This is a genomic window from Mesorhizobium sp. WSM4820, from assembly GCF_055811075.1.
Genome location: NZ_JBVVQN010000026.1, coordinates 79,728 through 96,112 on the forward strand (window position 1 = coordinate 79,728; position 16,385 = coordinate 96,112).

16 protein-coding genes are annotated in these 16,385 nt (G+C 64.3%); 6 read left to right on the forward strand and 10 right to left on the reverse strand.

The window, feature by feature from the left end:
* Positions 1-120: 120 nt before the first annotated feature.
* Positions 121-1,977: a DEAD/DEAH box helicase gene (locus AC0L2R_RS30185; RefSeq protein WP_473513222.1), complete on the reverse strand. Its 1,857-nt coding sequence runs from the start codon at positions 1,975-1,977 to the stop codon at positions 121-123.
* A 455-nt stretch (positions 1,978-2,432) separates the two neighbouring features.
* Between AC0L2R_RS30185 and AC0L2R_RS30190 the strand changes: the two genes are divergently transcribed.
* From AC0L2R_RS30190 to AC0L2R_RS30205, 4 genes are all read left to right on the forward strand, one after another.
* A complete protein-coding gene (locus tag AC0L2R_RS30190) occupies positions 2,433-3,467 on the forward strand; it encodes an aspartate-semialdehyde dehydrogenase (protein WP_473513223.1) in 1,035 nt (344 codons plus the stop codon).
* Positions 3,468-3,870: 403 nt separating this feature from the next.
* Positions 3,871-4,776, forward strand: a complete 906-nt coding sequence (locus tag AC0L2R_RS30195) for a bestrophin family protein (protein ID WP_473513224.1) — start codon at positions 3,871-3,873, stop codon at positions 4,774-4,776.
* A gap of 124 nt (positions 4,777-4,900) precedes the next feature.
* Positions 4,901-5,311: a DoxX family protein gene (locus tag AC0L2R_RS30200; protein ID WP_473513225.1), complete on the forward strand. Its 411-nt coding sequence runs from the start codon at positions 4,901-4,903 to the stop codon at positions 5,309-5,311.
* Positions 5,312-5,455: 144 nt separating this feature from the next.
* On the forward strand, positions 5,456-5,719 hold the full coding sequence (locus AC0L2R_RS30205; RefSeq protein ID WP_091592138.1) for a YMGG-like glycine zipper-containing protein: 264 nt from the start codon (positions 5,456-5,458) through the stop codon (positions 5,717-5,719).
* Positions 5,720-5,795: 76 nt separating this feature from the next.
* On the opposite strand, the gene rpsP is transcribed toward AC0L2R_RS30205, so the two are convergent.
* The 7 genes from rpsP to AC0L2R_RS30240 all read right to left on the reverse strand — a co-directional run bounded on the left by rpsP (position 5,796) and on the right by AC0L2R_RS30240 (position 12,889).
* Positions 5,796-6,197 (reverse strand): 30S ribosomal protein S16, encoded by a 402-nt coding sequence (gene rpsP / locus AC0L2R_RS30210; RefSeq protein ID WP_027153676.1) that lies wholly within the window; start codon positions 6,195-6,197, stop codon positions 5,796-5,798.
* Positions 6,198-6,240: 43 nt separating this feature from the next.
* Entirely contained in the window at positions 6,241-6,567 is a 327-nt protein-coding gene (locus tag AC0L2R_RS30215) for a chorismate mutase (protein WP_023803766.1), read from the reverse strand.
* A 7-nt stretch (positions 6,568-6,574) separates the two neighbouring features.
* Entirely contained in the window at positions 6,575-8,203 is a 1,629-nt protein-coding gene (gene ffh / locus AC0L2R_RS30220) for a signal recognition particle protein (RefSeq protein WP_473513226.1), read from the reverse strand.
* Between the two features lie 324 nt (positions 8,204-8,527).
* On the reverse strand, positions 8,528-9,490 hold the full coding sequence (locus AC0L2R_RS30225) for a lysostaphin resistance A-like protein (protein WP_473513228.1): 963 nt from the start codon (positions 9,488-9,490) through the stop codon (positions 8,528-8,530).
* 278 nt (positions 9,491-9,768) lie between these two features.
* Positions 9,769-10,368, reverse strand: coding sequence for a DUF1236 domain-containing protein (locus tag AC0L2R_RS30230; RefSeq protein ID WP_023803769.1), 600 nt, complete (start codon positions 10,366-10,368; stop codon positions 9,769-9,771).
* A 63-nt stretch (positions 10,369-10,431) separates the two neighbouring features.
* Entirely contained in the window at positions 10,432-11,526 is a 1,095-nt protein-coding gene (locus tag AC0L2R_RS30235; protein WP_473513229.1) for a zinc-binding metallopeptidase family protein, read from the reverse strand.
* A 115-nt stretch (positions 11,527-11,641) separates the two neighbouring features.
* Entirely contained in the window at positions 11,642-12,889 is a 1,248-nt protein-coding gene (locus AC0L2R_RS30240; RefSeq protein WP_473513230.1) for a flavin monoamine oxidase family protein, read from the reverse strand.
* Between the two features lie 267 nt (positions 12,890-13,156).
* On the opposite strand from AC0L2R_RS30240, the gene AC0L2R_RS30245 reads away from it, so the two are divergent.
* Positions 13,157-13,951 (forward strand): lytic murein transglycosylase, encoded by a 795-nt coding sequence (locus AC0L2R_RS30245; RefSeq protein WP_091592126.1) that lies wholly within the window; start codon positions 13,157-13,159, stop codon positions 13,949-13,951.
* A gap of 118 nt (positions 13,952-14,069) precedes the next feature.
* On the opposite strand, the gene AC0L2R_RS30250 is transcribed toward AC0L2R_RS30245, so the two are convergent.
* Together AC0L2R_RS30250 and leuD are read right to left on the reverse strand one after the other, a co-directional pair.
* Positions 14,070-14,999: a hypothetical protein gene (locus AC0L2R_RS30250; protein WP_473513231.1), complete on the reverse strand. Its 930-nt coding sequence runs from the start codon at positions 14,997-14,999 to the stop codon at positions 14,070-14,072.
* 61 nt (positions 15,000-15,060) lie between these two features.
* Entirely contained in the window at positions 15,061-15,666 is a 606-nt protein-coding gene (leuD, locus tag AC0L2R_RS30255; RefSeq protein ID WP_287123342.1) for a 3-isopropylmalate dehydratase small subunit, read from the reverse strand.
* Between the two features lie 152 nt (positions 15,667-15,818).
* Here leuD and AC0L2R_RS30260 point away from each other — a divergent pair, with 152 nt between their 5' ends.
* Positions 15,819-16,244, forward strand: a complete 426-nt coding sequence (locus AC0L2R_RS30260; RefSeq protein ID WP_473513232.1) for a GNAT family N-acetyltransferase — start codon at positions 15,819-15,821, stop codon at positions 16,242-16,244.
* The last annotated feature ends 141 nt before the right edge of the window (positions 16,245-16,385 follow it).

Sequence of the window (16,385 nt, forward strand, 5' to 3'; positions counted from 1 at the left end):
CCAGACAAAAGATAGCGCGCCACTCGTGTTGGAGACGACCAATCGTCGAAGTCTGAATCGATTGCCTTGGCGCGGGCCAGCCCTTGCAGGCCATGACAAGCCAACGATGCCAGCAAATCGCTAAGCCGGCCGCTTCTTCGCTTTCTTGCTCTTGGCGGGTCCGGCCTTGTCGAATTTCGGCTTGCCTGCCTTCCCGGCCCAGGGCTTTGCCTCGAATGCGGCGGGGCGCTGATCGGCTGACGGTGCGCGCTTCTCGAATTTGGGCGCGTTCTGGTCGAACGTCCGCTTGCCGCGGTGCGGCTTCTTGTCCGGCCGTGGCTCCTGATAGCCGGCCCGCGACAGGTCGGGCGTGCCGTCCAGCCGCTTCACCGCGATGTTGTTCTGCAGCTTGCGATCCGGGCCGATCGCCTGGAGGAACCGATCGGCCCAATCCGCCGCGATCTGCACGAAAGTTTCCTCCGGCTGCATCTTGATGGCGCCGATCTCGCGCTTGGAGATGCCGCCGGTCCGGCACAGCATCGGGATCAGCCAGCGCGGCTCGGCATTCTGCCTGCGTCCCACCGACAGCGAGAACCAGACGCTGTCGCCGAAATCGTCGCGGCGGCTTGGCGCCTCGTCGCGACGGGCAGATCTGTCGCCAGAGGGCCTGTCGCCCGACGGCGTGAACGGAGCGACTTCTAAAAGATCCTCGGGCGCCGAACGGCTGGAACGGCACAGACGCACGAAGGCGGCGGCCACCTGATCGGGGCCATGCTGCTCAAGAAGCGCATTGATGAAGCCGCGTTCATCATCCGTCACAGGCTCGCTGAAAACCGGGTCGGCGAGGATGCGCTCGTCGTCGCGGCGCAGGACATCGTCGGCCGAAGGCGGGCTTGCCCATGTCGCCGCAAGGCCAGCGCTTTGCAGCAGCCGTTCGGTGCGCCTGCGAGCATTGTTGGGCACGATCAGCGCGCTGACACCCTTGCGTCCCGCCCGTCCCGTCCGCCCGCTTCGGTGCAGAAGCGTCTCCGGATTGGTCGGCAGGTCGGCGTGGATCACCAGTTCGAGGTTGGGCAGGTCGATGCCGCGCGCTGCCACGTCGGTGGCGATGCAGACTTTTGCGCGGCCGTCGCGCATCGCCTGCAGCGCGTGGCTGCGCTCGTTCTGGCTCAGCTCGCCCGAAAGCGCGACGACGGAAAAGTTGCGGTTGTTGAAGCGCGCGGTCAGGTGATTGACGGCGGCGCGCGTGTTGCAGAACACCAGTGCGTTCTTCGCCTCGTAATAGCGCAGCACGTTGATGATGGCATTTTCCCGGTCGGCCTGGGCCACGCTCAGCGCCCGGTATTCAATGTCGAGATGCTGCTTCTCCTCGCCGGCAGCCGAGATGCGCACCGCATCGCGCTGATAGCCCTTGGCCAGCGTGGCGATGGAGCGCGGCACGGTGGCCGAAAACATCAAGGTGCGGCGCTCGGCCGGCGCGGCGTCGAGGATGAATTCCAGATCCTCGCGAAAGCCGAGATCGAGCATCTCGTCGGCCTCGTCGAGCACCACTGCCTTCAGCTCGGACATGTCGAGCGAATTGCGGGTGATGTGGTCGCGCAGCCGGCCGGGCGTGCCGACGACGATATGGGCGCCGCGCTCCAGCATACGGCGCTCGGTGCGCATGTCCATGCCGCCGACGCAGGACGCTATCGCTGCGCCGGTCAGTTCGTAGAGCCATTCGAGCTCGCGCGTCACCTGCAAAGCGAGCTCCCGCGTCGGTGCCACGGCCAGCGCCAGCGGTGCTGCGGCATGGGAAAAGCGCTCGGCGCCGTCGAGAAGGGTCGGCGCCAGAGCCAGCCCGAAGGCGACGGTCTTGCCGGAGCCGGTCTGGGCGGAAACCAGCGCATCGGCCTGCCCGAGCTCAAGTACCGCCTTCTGCACCGGCGTCAGCTCGACATAGCCGCGTTTTTCCAGCGCCTTTGCCAGCGCGGGGACAAGTGCTTCGAAATTGGACATTTCACTCTTTCGGAATTCGGATTCTTTTATGCCCGGCAATGGGTCATCCGTCGGCGAGCGCCAGGAGCGCCACGAGCCAAACGATCCAATCGTTCGTACTTCGCGCCGCCGCCATTGTACAGGGCAAGCGCCTCGCCGCGTCGCGATTGACTCTTTACGCAAACCGCGTAAAAGCCGGCACCGAATGGGGTAGTTTCGATGCGCGGCCTTTTGATGGCGCTTCTTGCCTTCGACGTTCCCGGCCGCAATGCGAACCATTGGGCCGGGCGTCTCGGCGCGTCTGCTCGTTCCAGCAAAACCACGTTCTTGGCCAAAATAACCGGTAAAACGACCACAAAAACGGTCTGATTCCCTTGGCCTAACCACCCTCTCCCGGGTCCGGCCCGGGGGTTGAAACCCGCATCGGCCGGCGGGTTTTCTCCAAAGAAACCGAGCGGAGAGGACAGGAGATTTCGATGAGTTTCAAGGTTGCAATCGTCGGCGCCACGGGCAATGTGGGTCGGGAAATGCTCAACATACTGGACGAGCGCGGCTTTCCGGTGAGCGAGGTGGTAGCGCTGGCCTCGCGGCGCAGCCAGGGCACGGAAGTGTCGTTCGGCGATCGCACGCTGAAGGTCAGGGCGCTCGACCAATATGATTTTTCCGATACCGACATCTGCATCATGTCGGCCGGCGGCAACGTTTCGAAGGAATGGTCGCCGAAGATCGGCAAGCAGGGCTGCGTCGTCATCGATAATTCGTCGGCCTTCCGCTATGACCAGGACGTGCCGCTGATCGTGCCGGAAGTGAACCCGGACGCGATTTCGCTGTTCACGCGCAAGAACATCATCGCCAACCCGAACTGCTCGACGGCGCAGCTGGTCGTGGCGCTGAAGCCGCTGCATGACCTCGCCACCATCAAGCGTGTCGTCGTCGCCACCTATCAATCGGTGTCCGGCGCCGGCAAGGAAGGCATGGACGAACTGTTCACGCAGACCCGCGCGGTATTCGTCGCCGACCAGGTCGACGTCAAGAAGTTCACCAAGCGCATCGCCTTCAACGTCATCCCGCACATCGACGTCTTCCTCGACGACGGCTTCACCAAGGAAGAATGGAAGATGGTCGCCGAGACCAAGAAGATGCTCGATCCCAAGATCAAGCTGACGGCGACCTGCGTGCGCGTGCCGGTGTTCATCGGCCATTCCGAAGCGGTCAACATCGAGTTCGAAAAGCCGATCACCGCCGAGGAAGCACGTGAGATCCTGCGCGAAGCACCGGGCTGCCAGGTTCTCGACAAGCGCGAGGACGGCGGCTACATCACGCCGCTGGACTCGGCCGGCGAGGACGCGACCTTCATCTCGCGCATCCGCGAGGATTCGACCGTCGACAACGGCCTGTCGATGTGGATCGTCTCCGACAATCTGCGCAAGGGCGCGGCACTCAACGCGGTGCAGATCGCCGAATTGCTGATCGAGCGCGGGCTGATCCAACCGAAGAAGAAGGCGGCGTAACTTCTCGCTCACGGGCCGTATCGCCGCTGCCGCGGCGGGCCCTCCGCGGGGGCGCCGGACGACCGGCGGCCCGCAGTCGCGGGCTTGGCCTTCGGCCGTTAGCTCCCTTCTCCCCGTTCACGGGGGTGAGAAGTGGTCCGCGAAGCGGACGGAAAGCCAATTGCTTGGCTTTCCGAACGACGAACGCCCGTAGCGACAGCGAAGGGCCGGGGTTCCGGCAGGCGGATGAGGGGCGGCACCGGCGCCTCAGTTAGTTCGCGTCGGGCCGGCATCACCTGGCCCTGCTCTGCCCTCAAACCGGCAAGACGACATCGGCCATGTCGCTGGCGGCTGGGCTTGTGCGTGTATTGCGTCGCACAATGGAACCGATCAGGATCATTTCCGGTCCGTGAAAGGGGTTTCGATGATCGTTCGCCCGCGCCCGGGATTTTTGCATCTGTTCTTCATCATGCGCGGCTCGGTGGTGCCGCGCATCCTGCCGCAGATCTTCGGCTTCGGCATTTATGGCGCACTGGTGGTGCTGGCGGTCAGGGCCCTGCAGCTTGACCTCGGCAATGCCGGGCCCGCGCCGCTCGCCTTGCTCGGTGTGGCGCTGTCGATCTATCTCGGCTTCCGTAACAATGCCGCCTATGACCGCTGGTGGGAGGCGCGCAAGCTGTGGGGCCAGCTTGTGTTCGACATTCGCAATCTGGCGCGCGCCAGCACCGGGTTGATCGAGGATCGGGTCGAACTGCGCGGGCTGCTGATGGAGGCGATCGCCTTCTGTCACTTCCTGCGCGGCCTGCTTCGGCGGGTCGATGCCACGACCGACGCACGCGCGTTCATCGATGAAGCGGCCGAAAGTGCTGCCAAGCTGGCCAACCCGCCGGACGCCATGCTGCGGCGGATGGGCGAGCGAGCCGCCGCGTTGTACAGGGCCGGCGCAATCGATGTCATGGGCTACCGCATTCTCGACGAGCGCCTGTCGCAAATCGCCGCAGCGCAGGCCGGCTGCGAGCGCATCATGGGAACACCGCTTCCGTTTGCCTACACGCTGCTGTTGCAGCGCACCGCCTATATCTTCTGCCTGCTGCTTCCGTTTGGGCTGGCCTCGACTGCCGGTTGGGCGACGCCGCTGTTCACGGCGCTGATCGCCTACACCTTTTTCGGCCTCGACGCGCTTTCGGAGGAACTCGAGGACCCGTTCGGCACCGAGGCCAACGACCTCGCCCTCGACGGGCTGTGCCGCGTCTGTGAAATCTCGGTGTTCGAGGCGCTCGGCGAGGCGCCGCCGAAAATGATCCCGGCCGAAAAATACTATTTTTCCTAGGGTTTGTTCCCGCGCTCACCGAAGCACCGTGCGCTGGAAAAATCATAAGCGTGTCGGATCGCCGCCTCACGCCGCGTCCTTGGTTCGACCCTCGCCAAGAGGGCTCGAAACAACCGGAGGACCAATGACCATGTCTCAAACAGCATCCGTCACGCCGAGCGCGCTGTGGACCGGCCGCGGGCTCAGCGCCCTCATCGTGCTGTTCATGACCTTCGACGGCGTCATCAAGCTGCCGCCGCTCGATGTCGTCACCCAGACCATGGTGCAACTCGGCTGGCCGGCCGATCCCGATGTCTCGCGCATGCTCGGCATCGTCGGGCTGGTCTCGACCGCGCTCTATGCGGCGCCGCGCACCTCGGTGCTCGGCGCCGTCCTGCTCACCGCCTATCTCGGCGGCGCCATCGCGACCCACGCGCGGCTTGGCAGCCCGCTGTTCTCGCACACATTGTTCGGCGTCTATCTCGGCCTCATTCTGTGGGGCGGCCTTTTCCTGCGCAATCCCCGGGTGCGCTCGCTGATCCCGTTCAGCCGGTAGCGGCGACATCAAAGCCGTTCGATGGCGGTCGCGCCGCCAGAGAGGGCGCCGCCACCCTTCTTCCTTGTCCGTGGATCAAATCGCCCGGTTGCGAGTTAGACGATGTGGGGCGAGGACGGAAAACCCCATTTGGGAGGAGCGACGATGAAGAAATTGGTGGTCCTGATCATATTGGCAACCACGCTCGCAGCCTGTTCCCGGACAGAACAGGGCGCCGCGGTCGGTGGCCTGGGAGGCGCTGCTGTCGGCGCTGCCGTTGCAAATGACCCGGTGGAGGGAGCTGTTGTTGGTGGTGCTGTCGGCGCCGTCGCCGGCGCACTGATCGGTCGTGCGACCGAACCCGGCCGGTGCCGCTATCGCGATCGCTATGGAGGCGTCTACATCGCCCGCTGCCCGGCAGGCTATTGATCGGGCCGCGTCATAGCTCCGACGAAATGAAACGGCGGGCAAAGCGCCCGCCGTTCCGTAAGCGATAAAAAGCGGATTATTCGGCGGTCGCGGCTTCCGCCTCGGCCGGCGCGGCTGCCGCAGCGGCAACCGCGGCGGCTGCATCGTCCTGCGCCTTCTTCAGAAGTGCGGCGCGTTCCTGCGCCTTCTTGCCGGGTTCGGCCTTCTTGGGATTGGAGCGGGCCTCGCGCTTGGCGATGCCTGCCTCGTCGAGGAAGCGCAGCACGCGGTCGGTCGGCTGGGCGCCGTGCGAGAGCCAATGCTTGACGCGGTCGGCGTCGACCTTGACCCGCTCGCCGTCCTTGGGCAGCAGCGGGTTCCACGAGCCGAGCGACTCGATGAAACGGCCGTCGCGCGGCGAACGGGCGTCGGCGACGACGACGTGGTAATAGGGACGCTTTTTCGAGCCCGCACGGGCCAGTCGGATTTTCAATGGCATTTCTTTTCTCCTAAAACGCTGATTTCGGGTTTACGGCTGGTCCTCAGCCGGTTTTCGTTCCGCCGTTGGATGCGGCGATATGCTCGTGATGGCGGATCACTTCGCGGACGACGAAGTTCAGGAATTTCTCTGCGAAATCCGGGTCGAGATGGGCGTCCTTCGCCAGTTGGCGAAGGCGGGCGATCTGCTGCTGCTCGCGCGCCGGATCGGCCGGCGGCAGGCCATGCGATGCCTTCAGCTCGCCGACCGCCTTGGTGCAGCGGAAACGCTCGGCCAGCATGTGGATGAGCGCTGCGTCGATGTTGTCGATCGAGGCGCGGTAGTCGACCAGCGCCGCGCGTGCGTCGGCCATGTCCTTCTCTTCGTTCATCGCGCCCTCACTTCTTCTTGCCAGGGGCGTTCTTGCCGAGCATTGGCAGACCGCCGCCGGATCCTGGCAAACCAGGAAGCTTCATGCCGCCGGGCAGCCCAGGCAGACCACCGCCACCTGGGAGGCCACCGGGAAGACCCTTCATGCCGCCGAGACCGGCTGCCTGTGCTTGCTTCTGCAAGGCTTCGAGCTGCTTGGGGTCCATCTTGGACAGGTCCGGCATGCCGCCGCCCATCATGCCGCCCGGGCCACCCATGCCCCCTGGCATCATGCCGCCGAGTCCCATCTTCTGGGCCAGACCGCCCATCATGCCACGCATCAGGCCACCGCCTTTGCCCTTGCCGCCCATCGCTTTCATCATGTCGGCCATGCCGCGGTGCATCTTCAGGAGCTTGTTGATCTCGGCCGCATCGGTGCCAGAGCCTGCGGCGATGCGCTTCTTGCGCGAGTGCTTCAGAATATCGGGGTTGGCGCGCTCGGCCTTGGTCATCGACGAGATGATGGCGAGCTGGCGGCCGAACATCTTGTCGTCGAGACCGGCGGCAGCCATCTGATCCTTCATCTTGCCCATGCCCGGCATCATGCCCATGATGCCGCCCATGCCGCCCATTTTCGACATCTGCTGAAGCTGGCCGGCAAGATCGTTCAGGTCGAACTTGCCCGACTGCATCTTCTTGGCCATCGCCGCCGCCTGCTCGGCGTCGATGTTTTCGGCAGCCTTTTCGACGAGGCTGATGATGTCGCCCATGCCGAGAATGCGGTCGGCGATGCGCTTGGGATGGAATTCCTCCAGCCCGTCCATTTTCTCGCCGGTGCCGATCAGCTTGATCGGCTTGCCGGTGACGGCGCGCATGGAAAGTGCCGCACCACCACGGCCGTCGCCATCCATACGGGTCAGCACCAGGCCGGTGATGCCGACGCGCCCATCGAAGCTTTTTGCCAGATTGACGGCATCTTGGCCCGTCAGCGAATCGGCGACCAAAAGGATTTCGTGCGGCGACGAGACCTTCTTGATGTCGGCCATCTCGACCATCAGCGGCTCGTCTATATGGGTGCGGCCGGCGGTGTCGAGGATGACGACGTCATGGCCGCCGAGCTTTGCCGCCTGCACGGCGCGGCGGGCGATGTCGACCGGCGTCTGGCCCTCGACGATCGGCAGCGTGGCGACCTTGACCTGCTCGCCGAGCTGACGGAGCTGCTCCTGCGCGGCGGGACGCCGCGTGTCGAGCGAGGCCATCAGGACCTTCTTGTTCTGACGCTCGGTGAGGCGCTTGGCGATCTTGGCCGATGTCGTGGTCTTTCCGGAACCCTGCAGGCCGACCATCATGATGACGACTGGAGCCGGTGCATTGAGGTCGATGGCGACGCTCTCGGCGCCCAGCATCCCGACCAGCTCGTCATGGACGATCTTGACGACCATCTGCCCGGGCTTGATCGACTTCAGCACGGCGGCGCCGACGGCCTTCTCGCGCACCTTGTCGGTGAAGGAACGCACCACTTCCAGCGCAACGTCGGCCTCAAGCAGCGCACGGCGCACCTCGCGCAGCGCCGCCGAGACATCGGCCTCGGACAGGGCGCCGCGGCCGGTGAGGCCGTTCAGGATCGAACCAAGACGTTCCTGTAGCGATTCAAACATTCTTCTTCCTTTTCCCTGGCACCCGGATGATGCCCGAGAGGTAATGCGTTCGCGCCCAGTATCCAACCCAAGCTGTCCAGGCAAAAGCCCAAAGCCAAAAAGCACCCGGGGGCGCACAGCGCTGCCGGATGTTGGCCTCCAGGATCGATTTACAGCACGTCGCCTCAAACAGGCTTCGGCGTCCCGGTCGGCTTGCTCGGAGGGATACTCGTCGCGGAATTCGCGGGCTGTAGACAGGAAATCGGCCGCGGAGTCAAGGTGCGGGGCCGAATACGCTGAACCGGGCCGGTTTGGTTTATGGCAGCACCACCAGCGTGATGCGCATCAGCTTGGGCCGCCGGGGTGCGAAAAATCCGGCTCGACCTTCAGCGGCGAGCGCGGGTGCAGCAGCAGCAGAACGGTCAACAGGCTGCAGACGATGCCGATCGCCGCGATGAGGACGGCATCAAGCGTCGTCCAGCCGGGGCCTTCGAGCGGCTTGGCGTTGAACAGGGCGAAGGAATTGTAGCTTTGCTGGTGCGAAATCAGCAGGAACCCGGTCAGATTGTTGCCGAGGTGGGCGCCGAAGGCCGCGCCGAGATTGCCCGTGGCATAGACCACAAGCGTCAGGAGCAGCGCAAAAGCGGCGATCGAGGCCAGCACGCAGGCGTTGATGGCGGTCGTCGAGCCTGGGTTCCAATGCATCGCAGTGAACAGAAGTCCTGGCAGCAGCGCCCAGATGAAGGGGTTTTGAAAGCGGTTGGCCAGGCCCCTGAGGAGATAGCCGCGAAACAGCACCTCTTCGGACGAGGTCTGCAGCAGGGTCAGCGCGGCGATCGGGATCAGGAACAGCAGCCAGGACGACAGGGCGATCGCACCGCGCGCAATGTCGGGCTGCAAGAGATAGAGCAGTATCTCGGAGAGCAGCGATGTGACCAGCACCGCGGCCAATCCCCTAAAAAATCCCGAGCGCGAAACGCGGCGGCTGGTGCCGATCAGCGCCACCAGCGGCTCGCGATGGACCCAGCGCATGGCAGCCCACAGGCCGAGCCAGATTCCGGCAAAGGAGGCGAGCGCGGCGAGGATCCCGGTGGACGAGGCCATGAAATTCTGCACCGCCCCTCCTTCCATCGGGGCGCCGGACGATGCTTGCCAGACGACGAACAAATAGGCGCCGCCGAACAGCACGGCGACGGTCGTCGCGACCCAGAACAGGACAACGATCGCCGTTCCGAGCAGGAGCCGCGGCAGGGTCGTCTTGGCGTTGGGAGTATGCCGATAGCGCTCGAAGGCGGCAGGGTCTATCACGCGGGCTCACAGGCTGGTGCTTCGGGTCGCATGATCTATTCGATCGGGTCGTGCCGCGCAATCATCACGGCAATCGGCGTTGGCGCCGCCCCTCACCTGCCTGCCGGCATCCTCTCCCCGTGAACGGGGAGAGGGCTGCTCTCCCAACGATTTCGCTAATCGCCAGCATTGCAGAAGAGACCGCTTCTCCCCGTCACTAGCCCGGCAGGGCGATGAGGGGCGGCGCCAACTTCGACAGTTCCGTCATTCGTCCAAGGCGATTGCCCTGTTCGGCACCGTCAGCGCTCGACGTACATGATGCGTCGGGTGCCGGGGTCGACCAGTGCCGGCTGACCGTTCACATAGACATAGCGGTAGTCATAGTCCGGAATCTCGCGCAACTCGACGGTATCGGGCAAGGTCGCGCCGGTAACCACCTCGCCCTCGAGATAAACCGGGTCGACCCGGTTGGTCTCGATGTAGGTGCGGACTTCGGCCGGCGGCCGCCTGATCGGCTCGATCGGCTCGCCAGCGACGATCGCTCCGGTATAGATGTCGGGATCGTCGACATCGGCGGGGGCTTCGACGATGGTAATGTCTGCGTCGGCCGGGCGCCGGGTCAGAACGACCTCGTTGCCGCCGAAATCGGCCGTCACATAGTCGGAATAGATCCAGCCTTGGCCATTGGCCTCGGCTATGGTGCACCATTTGCTGTTTTGGATGCAGCCATCGAGCGTTGCCGACTGGCCGGCGGCGAGCACGCCGATCACCGGGTATTGCGGCCCGGGGCCGGCGCGAATGTTGAGATCGGCGACCGCCGAAACGGCGGTATCGGCCAAGGCTGTGCCGGACATGGCGACGAGCGCTCCGGCGACAGCAGGAAACAGTATGCGCTTCATGGTTTCGCTCCGTGTTGATGGTCCCTCGCGAACGAAAACGAAACAGGACCTCATGCGTTCCGGCTAAAACGCCTCGGCCGGCTCACGTTTTGTTCCGGTTTCTTTCACGACACCGGTCAGGAGTTCATGGACGAAGGCCAGCTTCTGTGCCGTCAGCTCCGAGATGACGAAGGGATAGAGGTCCGGCAGGCCCATGCAGCGGTTGATCGAGTTGGACGCTTCCGACAGCACCAGCCAGCGGGCCAGGATCTTTTCGAACGGTTCGGGAACGGCGGCAGGTTCCGACGGCGCCGGCTGGAGCTCGCCGCCGGTGTCGCCCCGCGACAGGTCGTTGGCCTCCACGGTATCCAGCCGGCCGAGCGGGAAATTCAGCGCATGCACCATCTCCAGCGTATCGGCGATGTGCAGATGGTGCGCCCATGTCTCGGCCCAGTCCTCCCAGGGATGGGAGGCGGCATAGGCGGAAATGTGGTCCTGCTGCCAGTCGGGCGGCGCGCCATTGGCATGGTAGGTCTTCAGCGCCTGCTCGTAGTCGGCGCGCTCGTCGCCGAACAAGGTGCGGAAGGCGGCAAGCCGTTGCGGGTCGTCGCGGATCAGGCGGTCCCAGTAATAGTGGCCGAGCTCATGGCGGAAATGGCCGAGCAAAGTGCGATAGTTCTCACCCATCTCGACGCGCCGTCTTTCGCGCTCGGCCGAATCCGCCTCGGCGACATTGAGTGTGATCAGGCCGTTGTCATGGCCGGTCAGGATGCGCGCGCCACCCGGACCGCCGATCGGATCGGCGAGAAAGTCGAAGGCGAGGCCAGCCTCGTCGCCGGCGTTCTGCTTGGGTGCGACCGGCAGTCCGGCGGCGAGCAGCGAATAGATGGCCCGCTTCTTTGCCGCTTCGACGCGGATCCAGCGACGGCGGTTGCCATCGACCGAAAGGTCCGGGATCAGCTGGTTCAGCGCGCAGGCGCGGCAGAAGGCATGGCCAGGTTCCGCCATCCAGTTGCAGGCGCACTCGTCGGCATTGGTGCACTGGAAAACGCCGCCGGCGCCAGACAGCACGAAGCGCGCATGCCCGGCATCGTAAAGCACGGGGCTGGCACAGTTCAGGCACTGGGCGTTCTCGAAATAGAGGCGGTGGCCGCAATGCGGGCAATCGAAGAGCTTCATACCGATCTCGAATCACCAGATCTCAAATCACCAAGTCTCAAATCATCAGGCCCGGATATAGTGCGCAGCGGCATATCGCCCAAACGCCTGTCGGCGGCCGGCGTTCCTGCCGTTGCTATTTTGCCGCAAGCTGGGCGGCGACCGTTCTCGCCACCGCCTCGCCCGACAGCCTGGCGCCGCCGCAGGTCTGCATCAACGGACCGGCCAGATGCTCGCCGGCGAAGAAGATTTTTTCCGCCACTGGCTGCATCAGCGTGGCGCGCGCCTGGGAACGGCCGGGTCGGGCCGCCGCATAGGCGCCGCGCACGAACCGCTCGCCGCCCCAATTGGTCATCATGGCGCGCCCGACATGTTTTCTGACGTCGCCGCCGAAGATGGCGCACAGCCGGTCGACGACGAAGTCGACGCCTGCCGCCTCGCCCGCCGCCGACATCTCCCAGGCGAAATCGCCGCCGACGAAGCCGACCATCAGGTCGAGGTCGAAGGGAAAGCAAAGGAAGTAGATGTCGTGCCTGGCCAGCCGCTCGATCAGCAGGTTGTCGAACGGCGCCAGCCCGAGCCTTGTGCCTGTGATTTCGACCGGCAGCTTGGTCAGCATGCCCATCGGCAGGTCGAAGAAGGCAGCGAAATGCCTGTCCGGCAGCGCCGGCGCGAATTCGATCTCCTCGAAGGCAAGCACCGCCGGCGAGGCGGTGACGATGGCCGCCTTGGCGCGAATGGTGCCGCGATCGGTGACGCAAGCGACGGCGGGCACGTCCCAGAGGATTTTCCGCACCGGCGTCGACAGCTCGACCGGCACGTCGGCGCCGAAATGGGCGACCAGCGCGCCGAACCCCTCCTTGGTGAAGTAGTTCGGATCGAGATCGGCGGCAGCCTGAAAGTCGCGGATCGATATCTCGTCCTCGTCGGCGCCGAAGTCCATCGGCCCGGCGAAGGTGGCGGCGGCGCGCGGCGCATGGCCCCTGGCGAGCAACGCCGAAAGCCGGTCGTCGTCACCAACCTTGACCTCATGCGCCGCCAGCAGCTCAAACAGCCTGATATCGGCCGCCTTCATCGCGGCCTCTTCGTCCTCGCTCGCCTTTCGGTCGCGATAGTAGAGATGATCGATATTCATGTCGTGATGGTGAAGCGTCCAGCGGGCGGCTTGCGCCTCGGGAAAGTAGGGATTGCGGTTGGCCGCGTGCAGCCAGGCGCAGCCGATGTCGAAAGGAACGCCGAAATGCTGGTCGCTGGTCCAGGCGCGGCCGCCGATACGGTTCATCGCTTCGACCAGCTTGAAGGAAAGGCCGGCCGCACGCAGGGTCTTGGCGGCGGAAAGTCTCGCCGAGCCGGCGCCGATGACCACGACGTCAACGTCTTCCATGAATATTCTAGCCCCCCGCCACAATAATTACTTGATCGTAAGCAAGTTGTCCGGCATTCGCCAGCGCTGCGGCGAGGATGCGTAAACGAGTTCTTAGCGCATCGGCCCCGAAAGTCGGTTCCGATTCTCGGAAAGCACGATGCGCAGATTGTAAAGTGCTGGAGCGTACTGCATCCAAGCGGACGCACGTCGCTCCAACGGTGACAAGCGGGCGTTTCGCTGGCAAATTCGTATTCGGGACAAGATTCAGGCAACCAGGAGAGCAACATGGCATTTTTTGCCAAAGCAAAGATTTTCGCAGCGGCGGCATCGATGATGCTTGCGGCGGCAACAGCGGCACAGGCCGCCCAATGCGGCAAAACGGGCGCGGGCTTCGAAGCGTGGAAGGCGGAGTTCGCGCAGGAAGCAAGGGCCAGCGGTGTAGGCTCGAAGGGTCTGGCCGCTCTGGCTAGTGCGACCTACGCAAAAAGGACGATCGCCGCCGACCGCGCTATCCACAAGGCTTTCGGTGGCTCGGTGGATGCTTTCATGAAGCGCCGTGGCGCGTCCACGATCATTTCCAAGGGCCGTTCACTGAAGAAGTCGAACGCGGCGCTGTTCGACAAGATCGAACGGACCTACGGCGTGACGCCGGGTGTGTTGCTCGCCATCTGGGGGATGGAGACCGGCTTCGGTTCCTTCTTGGGCAAGCAGAATACGGTCTCTGCCATTGTAACGCTCGCCTATGATTGCCGCCGCCCGGAGTTCTTCTACCCGCATGCTGTTGCAGCCCTGAAACTGGTTGATCGCGGCGCGTTGAGCGCCTCGTCGGTCGGCGCCATGCATGGCGAGATTGGCCATACGCAGTTCCTGCCCGGAAATGTCTTGAAATACGGGGTCGGCAGCGGAAATCTGCGCGACAAGGCCACTGCGTTGGCTTCCACCGCCAACTTCCTCAAGGCTCATGGTTGGCAGGCGGGTGCCAGCGCACAGGCGAATCTCGGTGCAATTGCCGGCTGGAATGACGCGAGCAACTATCAACAGGCCATCGCCCGCATCGCCACGGCGATCGACGGCGAGTGATAGAAGTCTCTATTCGACGGAAAGCCCGGCCATGCGCCGGGCTTTTTTGTCGATGGTCTGAGGTTACGACTGCCGCCGCTCGGCCCCGCCTCGGGAACGAAGGCATGAAGCAGAGAAGCTAATTCGGCGAACCGAGCGCCTTGTCCATCGCTTCCCTGACCTCGGCCGGCCACGTGTTCACCGCCGGCCACGCATCCGGCTCGGGCTTGTCGCCGCGGCGGGCGAAATAGAGCTTGTGGTTGGCCGGATCGATCGCCATGAAGCCGTCGTCGCCGCCGCAATCATGCGGCATGCAGCCGCTGGCGTGGAAGACGCCCGAGGTGGTTTTCTCGGTGCCGCCGCCGACCAGCAGGCTGGTCGCCATGTCGGGCATCTCCTTGCCGAGCAGCGACGCGGCTTGCCTGTAGACGGCCTCGTTATGGAAGGCATCGACGATGCTGTCGTATTTCGCCGGGTCGACATCTTTCCAGCCGGTACCCGGCTCCGGCATGTAGGCGAGGTTGCCCAAGGTCGACAACCCGCCGGTCGGCGACCATTGCAGCGCCGGCTTCGATTCGCCCGGCAAGAGATTAGGCACGAAATAGATGGCGCCGTCGGATAGCGCGGCCGGCGGTGCGCCGCATTCATCCTGCTCGACGGTGGTCGTCTGGATCGTGCCGCCTTCCGGCTTCCACACGATCACCTTGGCCGGACCGCATTGATTGCCGCCGTCGCCGACATCGACCAGCGCCACCGTGACGCCGCCGACCTCGACAATCCTGTCGAAGAAGACATCGTAATTGCGCGCCAGCTGCTTGCCGTCATAGGCCAGCACCTTCTCGCCATAGTCTTCCTGCTGGGTGATGGTCAGCTGCCCATTCTCGAACGGGACCGGTGCTTGGCCGTCATCCTCGGCCAGGGCCGCATTGCTCGACGCGCCCAGGTCGGCGGCCCCGCCGGACGCATCGTCAGCCGGCACGAGCACCGTGTCGGTCTGTGCATGCGCGCCAGCCACCGGCATCAGAATCCACGCCAGCGCCCAGGCGCCGGCAAGCAGCGAACGTGTCATGCCTGTCCCTCCGTGCAGCCGCCACGAACCCGGCCTGTCCCGGCCGGGGTCATCCTACCGTTCAGGCCCAGGGCCGCAGCTCGGCGTTCTTCTTCTCGAACGAGGCGATGGCGTCGGCCTTCTCCATGGTCAGGCCGATATCGTCGAGCCCGTTCAAGAGGCAGTGCCGCTTGAAGTCGTCGAGGTCGAACTTGACCACGCCGCCGTCCGGTCCGCGGATTTCCTTGGCTTCGAGGTCGATCGACAGGGTTGCGTTGGAGCCGCGCGATGCGTCGTCCATCAGCTTCTCCAGATCCTCCGGGCTGACGGTGATCGGCAGGATGCCGTTCTTGAAGCAGTTGTTGTAGAAAATGTCGGCGAACGAGGTCGAGATGACGCAGCGTATGCCGAAGTCGAGCAGCGCCCACGGCGCATGCTCGCGCGACGAGCCGCAGCCGAAATTGTCGCCGGCGACCAAGATCTGCGCCTTGCGGTAGGCCGGCTTGTTGAGCACGAAGTCGGGGTTTTCCGAGCCGTCGTCCGTGTAGCGCATTTCGGCAAACAGCCCGCTGCCAAGCCCGGTGCGCTTGATCGTCTTGAGATAATCCTTGGGAATGATCATGTCGGTGTCGACATTGACGATCGGCATCGGCGCGGCAACGCCGGTGAGCTTGGTGAATTTTTCCATAGGTCTTGCCCGTCTTCTTTTCGCTGCGGGGATGTATTGGCGCCCGGTTTACACAAAGCTGCAGGCAAATAAAAGCCGGCTGTTTTCGCAAGCTTTGGTCCTAGAGCACGGACCGCTTCAAAGTTGCCGCCCGATGGTGCACCTTGGCCGGCATGACAACACGTCCCAAAGTACTCTACGCCAGCGAACCGAACCTCGACGCAGCCGAGTTCCGCCGCGTGCTGGTGGAATCCGGCCTCGGCGTCACTCGGCCCATCGATGACGACGTCCGTCTGAAGGCGATGCTTGCCAATGCAGATCTGGTGTTGACGGCGCGCCTCGATGTGCCTGGCAAGCCGCTGATCGGCCTCGCCCGAGGCATCACCGACTTCTCGTGGGTGTGCTATATTTCCGAACTCGCCGTCTGCAAATCGGCGCAAGGGCTCGGCATCGGCAAGGGCCTGCTCGACGAAGCGCGGCGGCAGCTCGGGCCATCCGTCGCCATGTCACTGATCTCCGTGCTCGACGCCGTCGGCTTCTACGAACGGATCGGCATGACGCGGATGGCGGACGCGTTCTGGTTTGGCCGCGAGCGCTGACGGCTGGCCTTGCGGTGCGGAACCTTTTGGTGCCGAGGGACAGCACCCCTTCTGTCCGCCAGCCTCAGATCACATTCAACTCCCTGAAAGCCCGCCCCTCAGCGACACGGCTGTACCCAAACGCCGAGCAGTCCACCGTGC

What these genes read in the sequence shown, in the direction of transcription:
- AC0L2R_RS30185 (WP_473513222.1), bottom strand. Translation starts at nt 1,977, where the DNA reads ATGTCCAATTTCGAAGCACTTGTCCCCGCGCTGGCAAAGGCGCTGGAA.
- AC0L2R_RS30190 (WP_473513223.1), top strand. Translation starts at nt 2,433, where the DNA reads ATGAGTTTCAAGGTTGCAATCGTCGGCGCCACGGGCAATGTGGGTCGG.
- AC0L2R_RS30195 (WP_473513224.1), top strand. Translation starts at nt 3,871, where the DNA reads ATGATCGTTCGCCCGCGCCCGGGATTTTTGCATCTGTTCTTCATCATG.
- AC0L2R_RS30200 (WP_473513225.1), top strand. Translation starts at nt 4,901, where the DNA reads ATGACCATGTCTCAAACAGCATCCGTCACGCCGAGCGCGCTGTGGACC.
- AC0L2R_RS30205 (WP_091592138.1), top strand. Translation starts at nt 5,456, where the DNA reads ATGAAGAAATTGGTGGTCCTGATCATATTGGCAACCACGCTCGCAGCC.
- rpsP (WP_027153676.1), bottom strand. Translation starts at nt 6,197, where the DNA reads ATGCCATTGAAAATCCGACTGGCCCGTGCGGGCTCGAAAAAGCGTCCC.
- AC0L2R_RS30215 (WP_023803766.1), bottom strand. Translation starts at nt 6,567, where the DNA reads ATGAACGAAGAGAAGGACATGGCCGACGCACGCGCGGCGCTGGTCGAC.
- ffh (WP_473513226.1), bottom strand. Translation starts at nt 8,203, where the DNA reads ATGTTTGAATCGCTACAGGAACGTCTTGGTTCGATCCTGAACGGCCTC.
- AC0L2R_RS30230 (WP_023803769.1), bottom strand. Translation starts at nt 10,368, where the DNA reads ATGAAGCGCATACTGTTTCCTGCTGTCGCCGGAGCGCTCGTCGCCATG.
- AC0L2R_RS30235 (WP_473513229.1), bottom strand. Translation starts at nt 11,526, where the DNA reads ATGAAGCTCTTCGATTGCCCGCATTGCGGCCACCGCCTCTATTTCGAG.
- AC0L2R_RS30240 (WP_473513230.1), bottom strand. Translation starts at nt 12,889, where the DNA reads ATGGAAGACGTTGACGTCGTGGTCATCGGCGCCGGCTCGGCGAGACTT.
- AC0L2R_RS30245 (WP_091592126.1), top strand. Translation starts at nt 13,157, where the DNA reads ATGGCATTTTTTGCCAAAGCAAAGATTTTCGCAGCGGCGGCATCGATG.
- AC0L2R_RS30250 (WP_473513231.1), bottom strand. Translation starts at nt 14,999, where the DNA reads ATGACACGTTCGCTGCTTGCCGGCGCCTGGGCGCTGGCGTGGATTCTG.
- leuD (WP_287123342.1), bottom strand. Translation starts at nt 15,666, where the DNA reads ATGGAAAAATTCACCAAGCTCACCGGCGTTGCCGCGCCGATGCCGATC.
- AC0L2R_RS30260 (WP_473513232.1), top strand. Translation starts at nt 15,819, where the DNA reads ATGACAACACGTCCCAAAGTACTCTACGCCAGCGAACCGAACCTCGAC.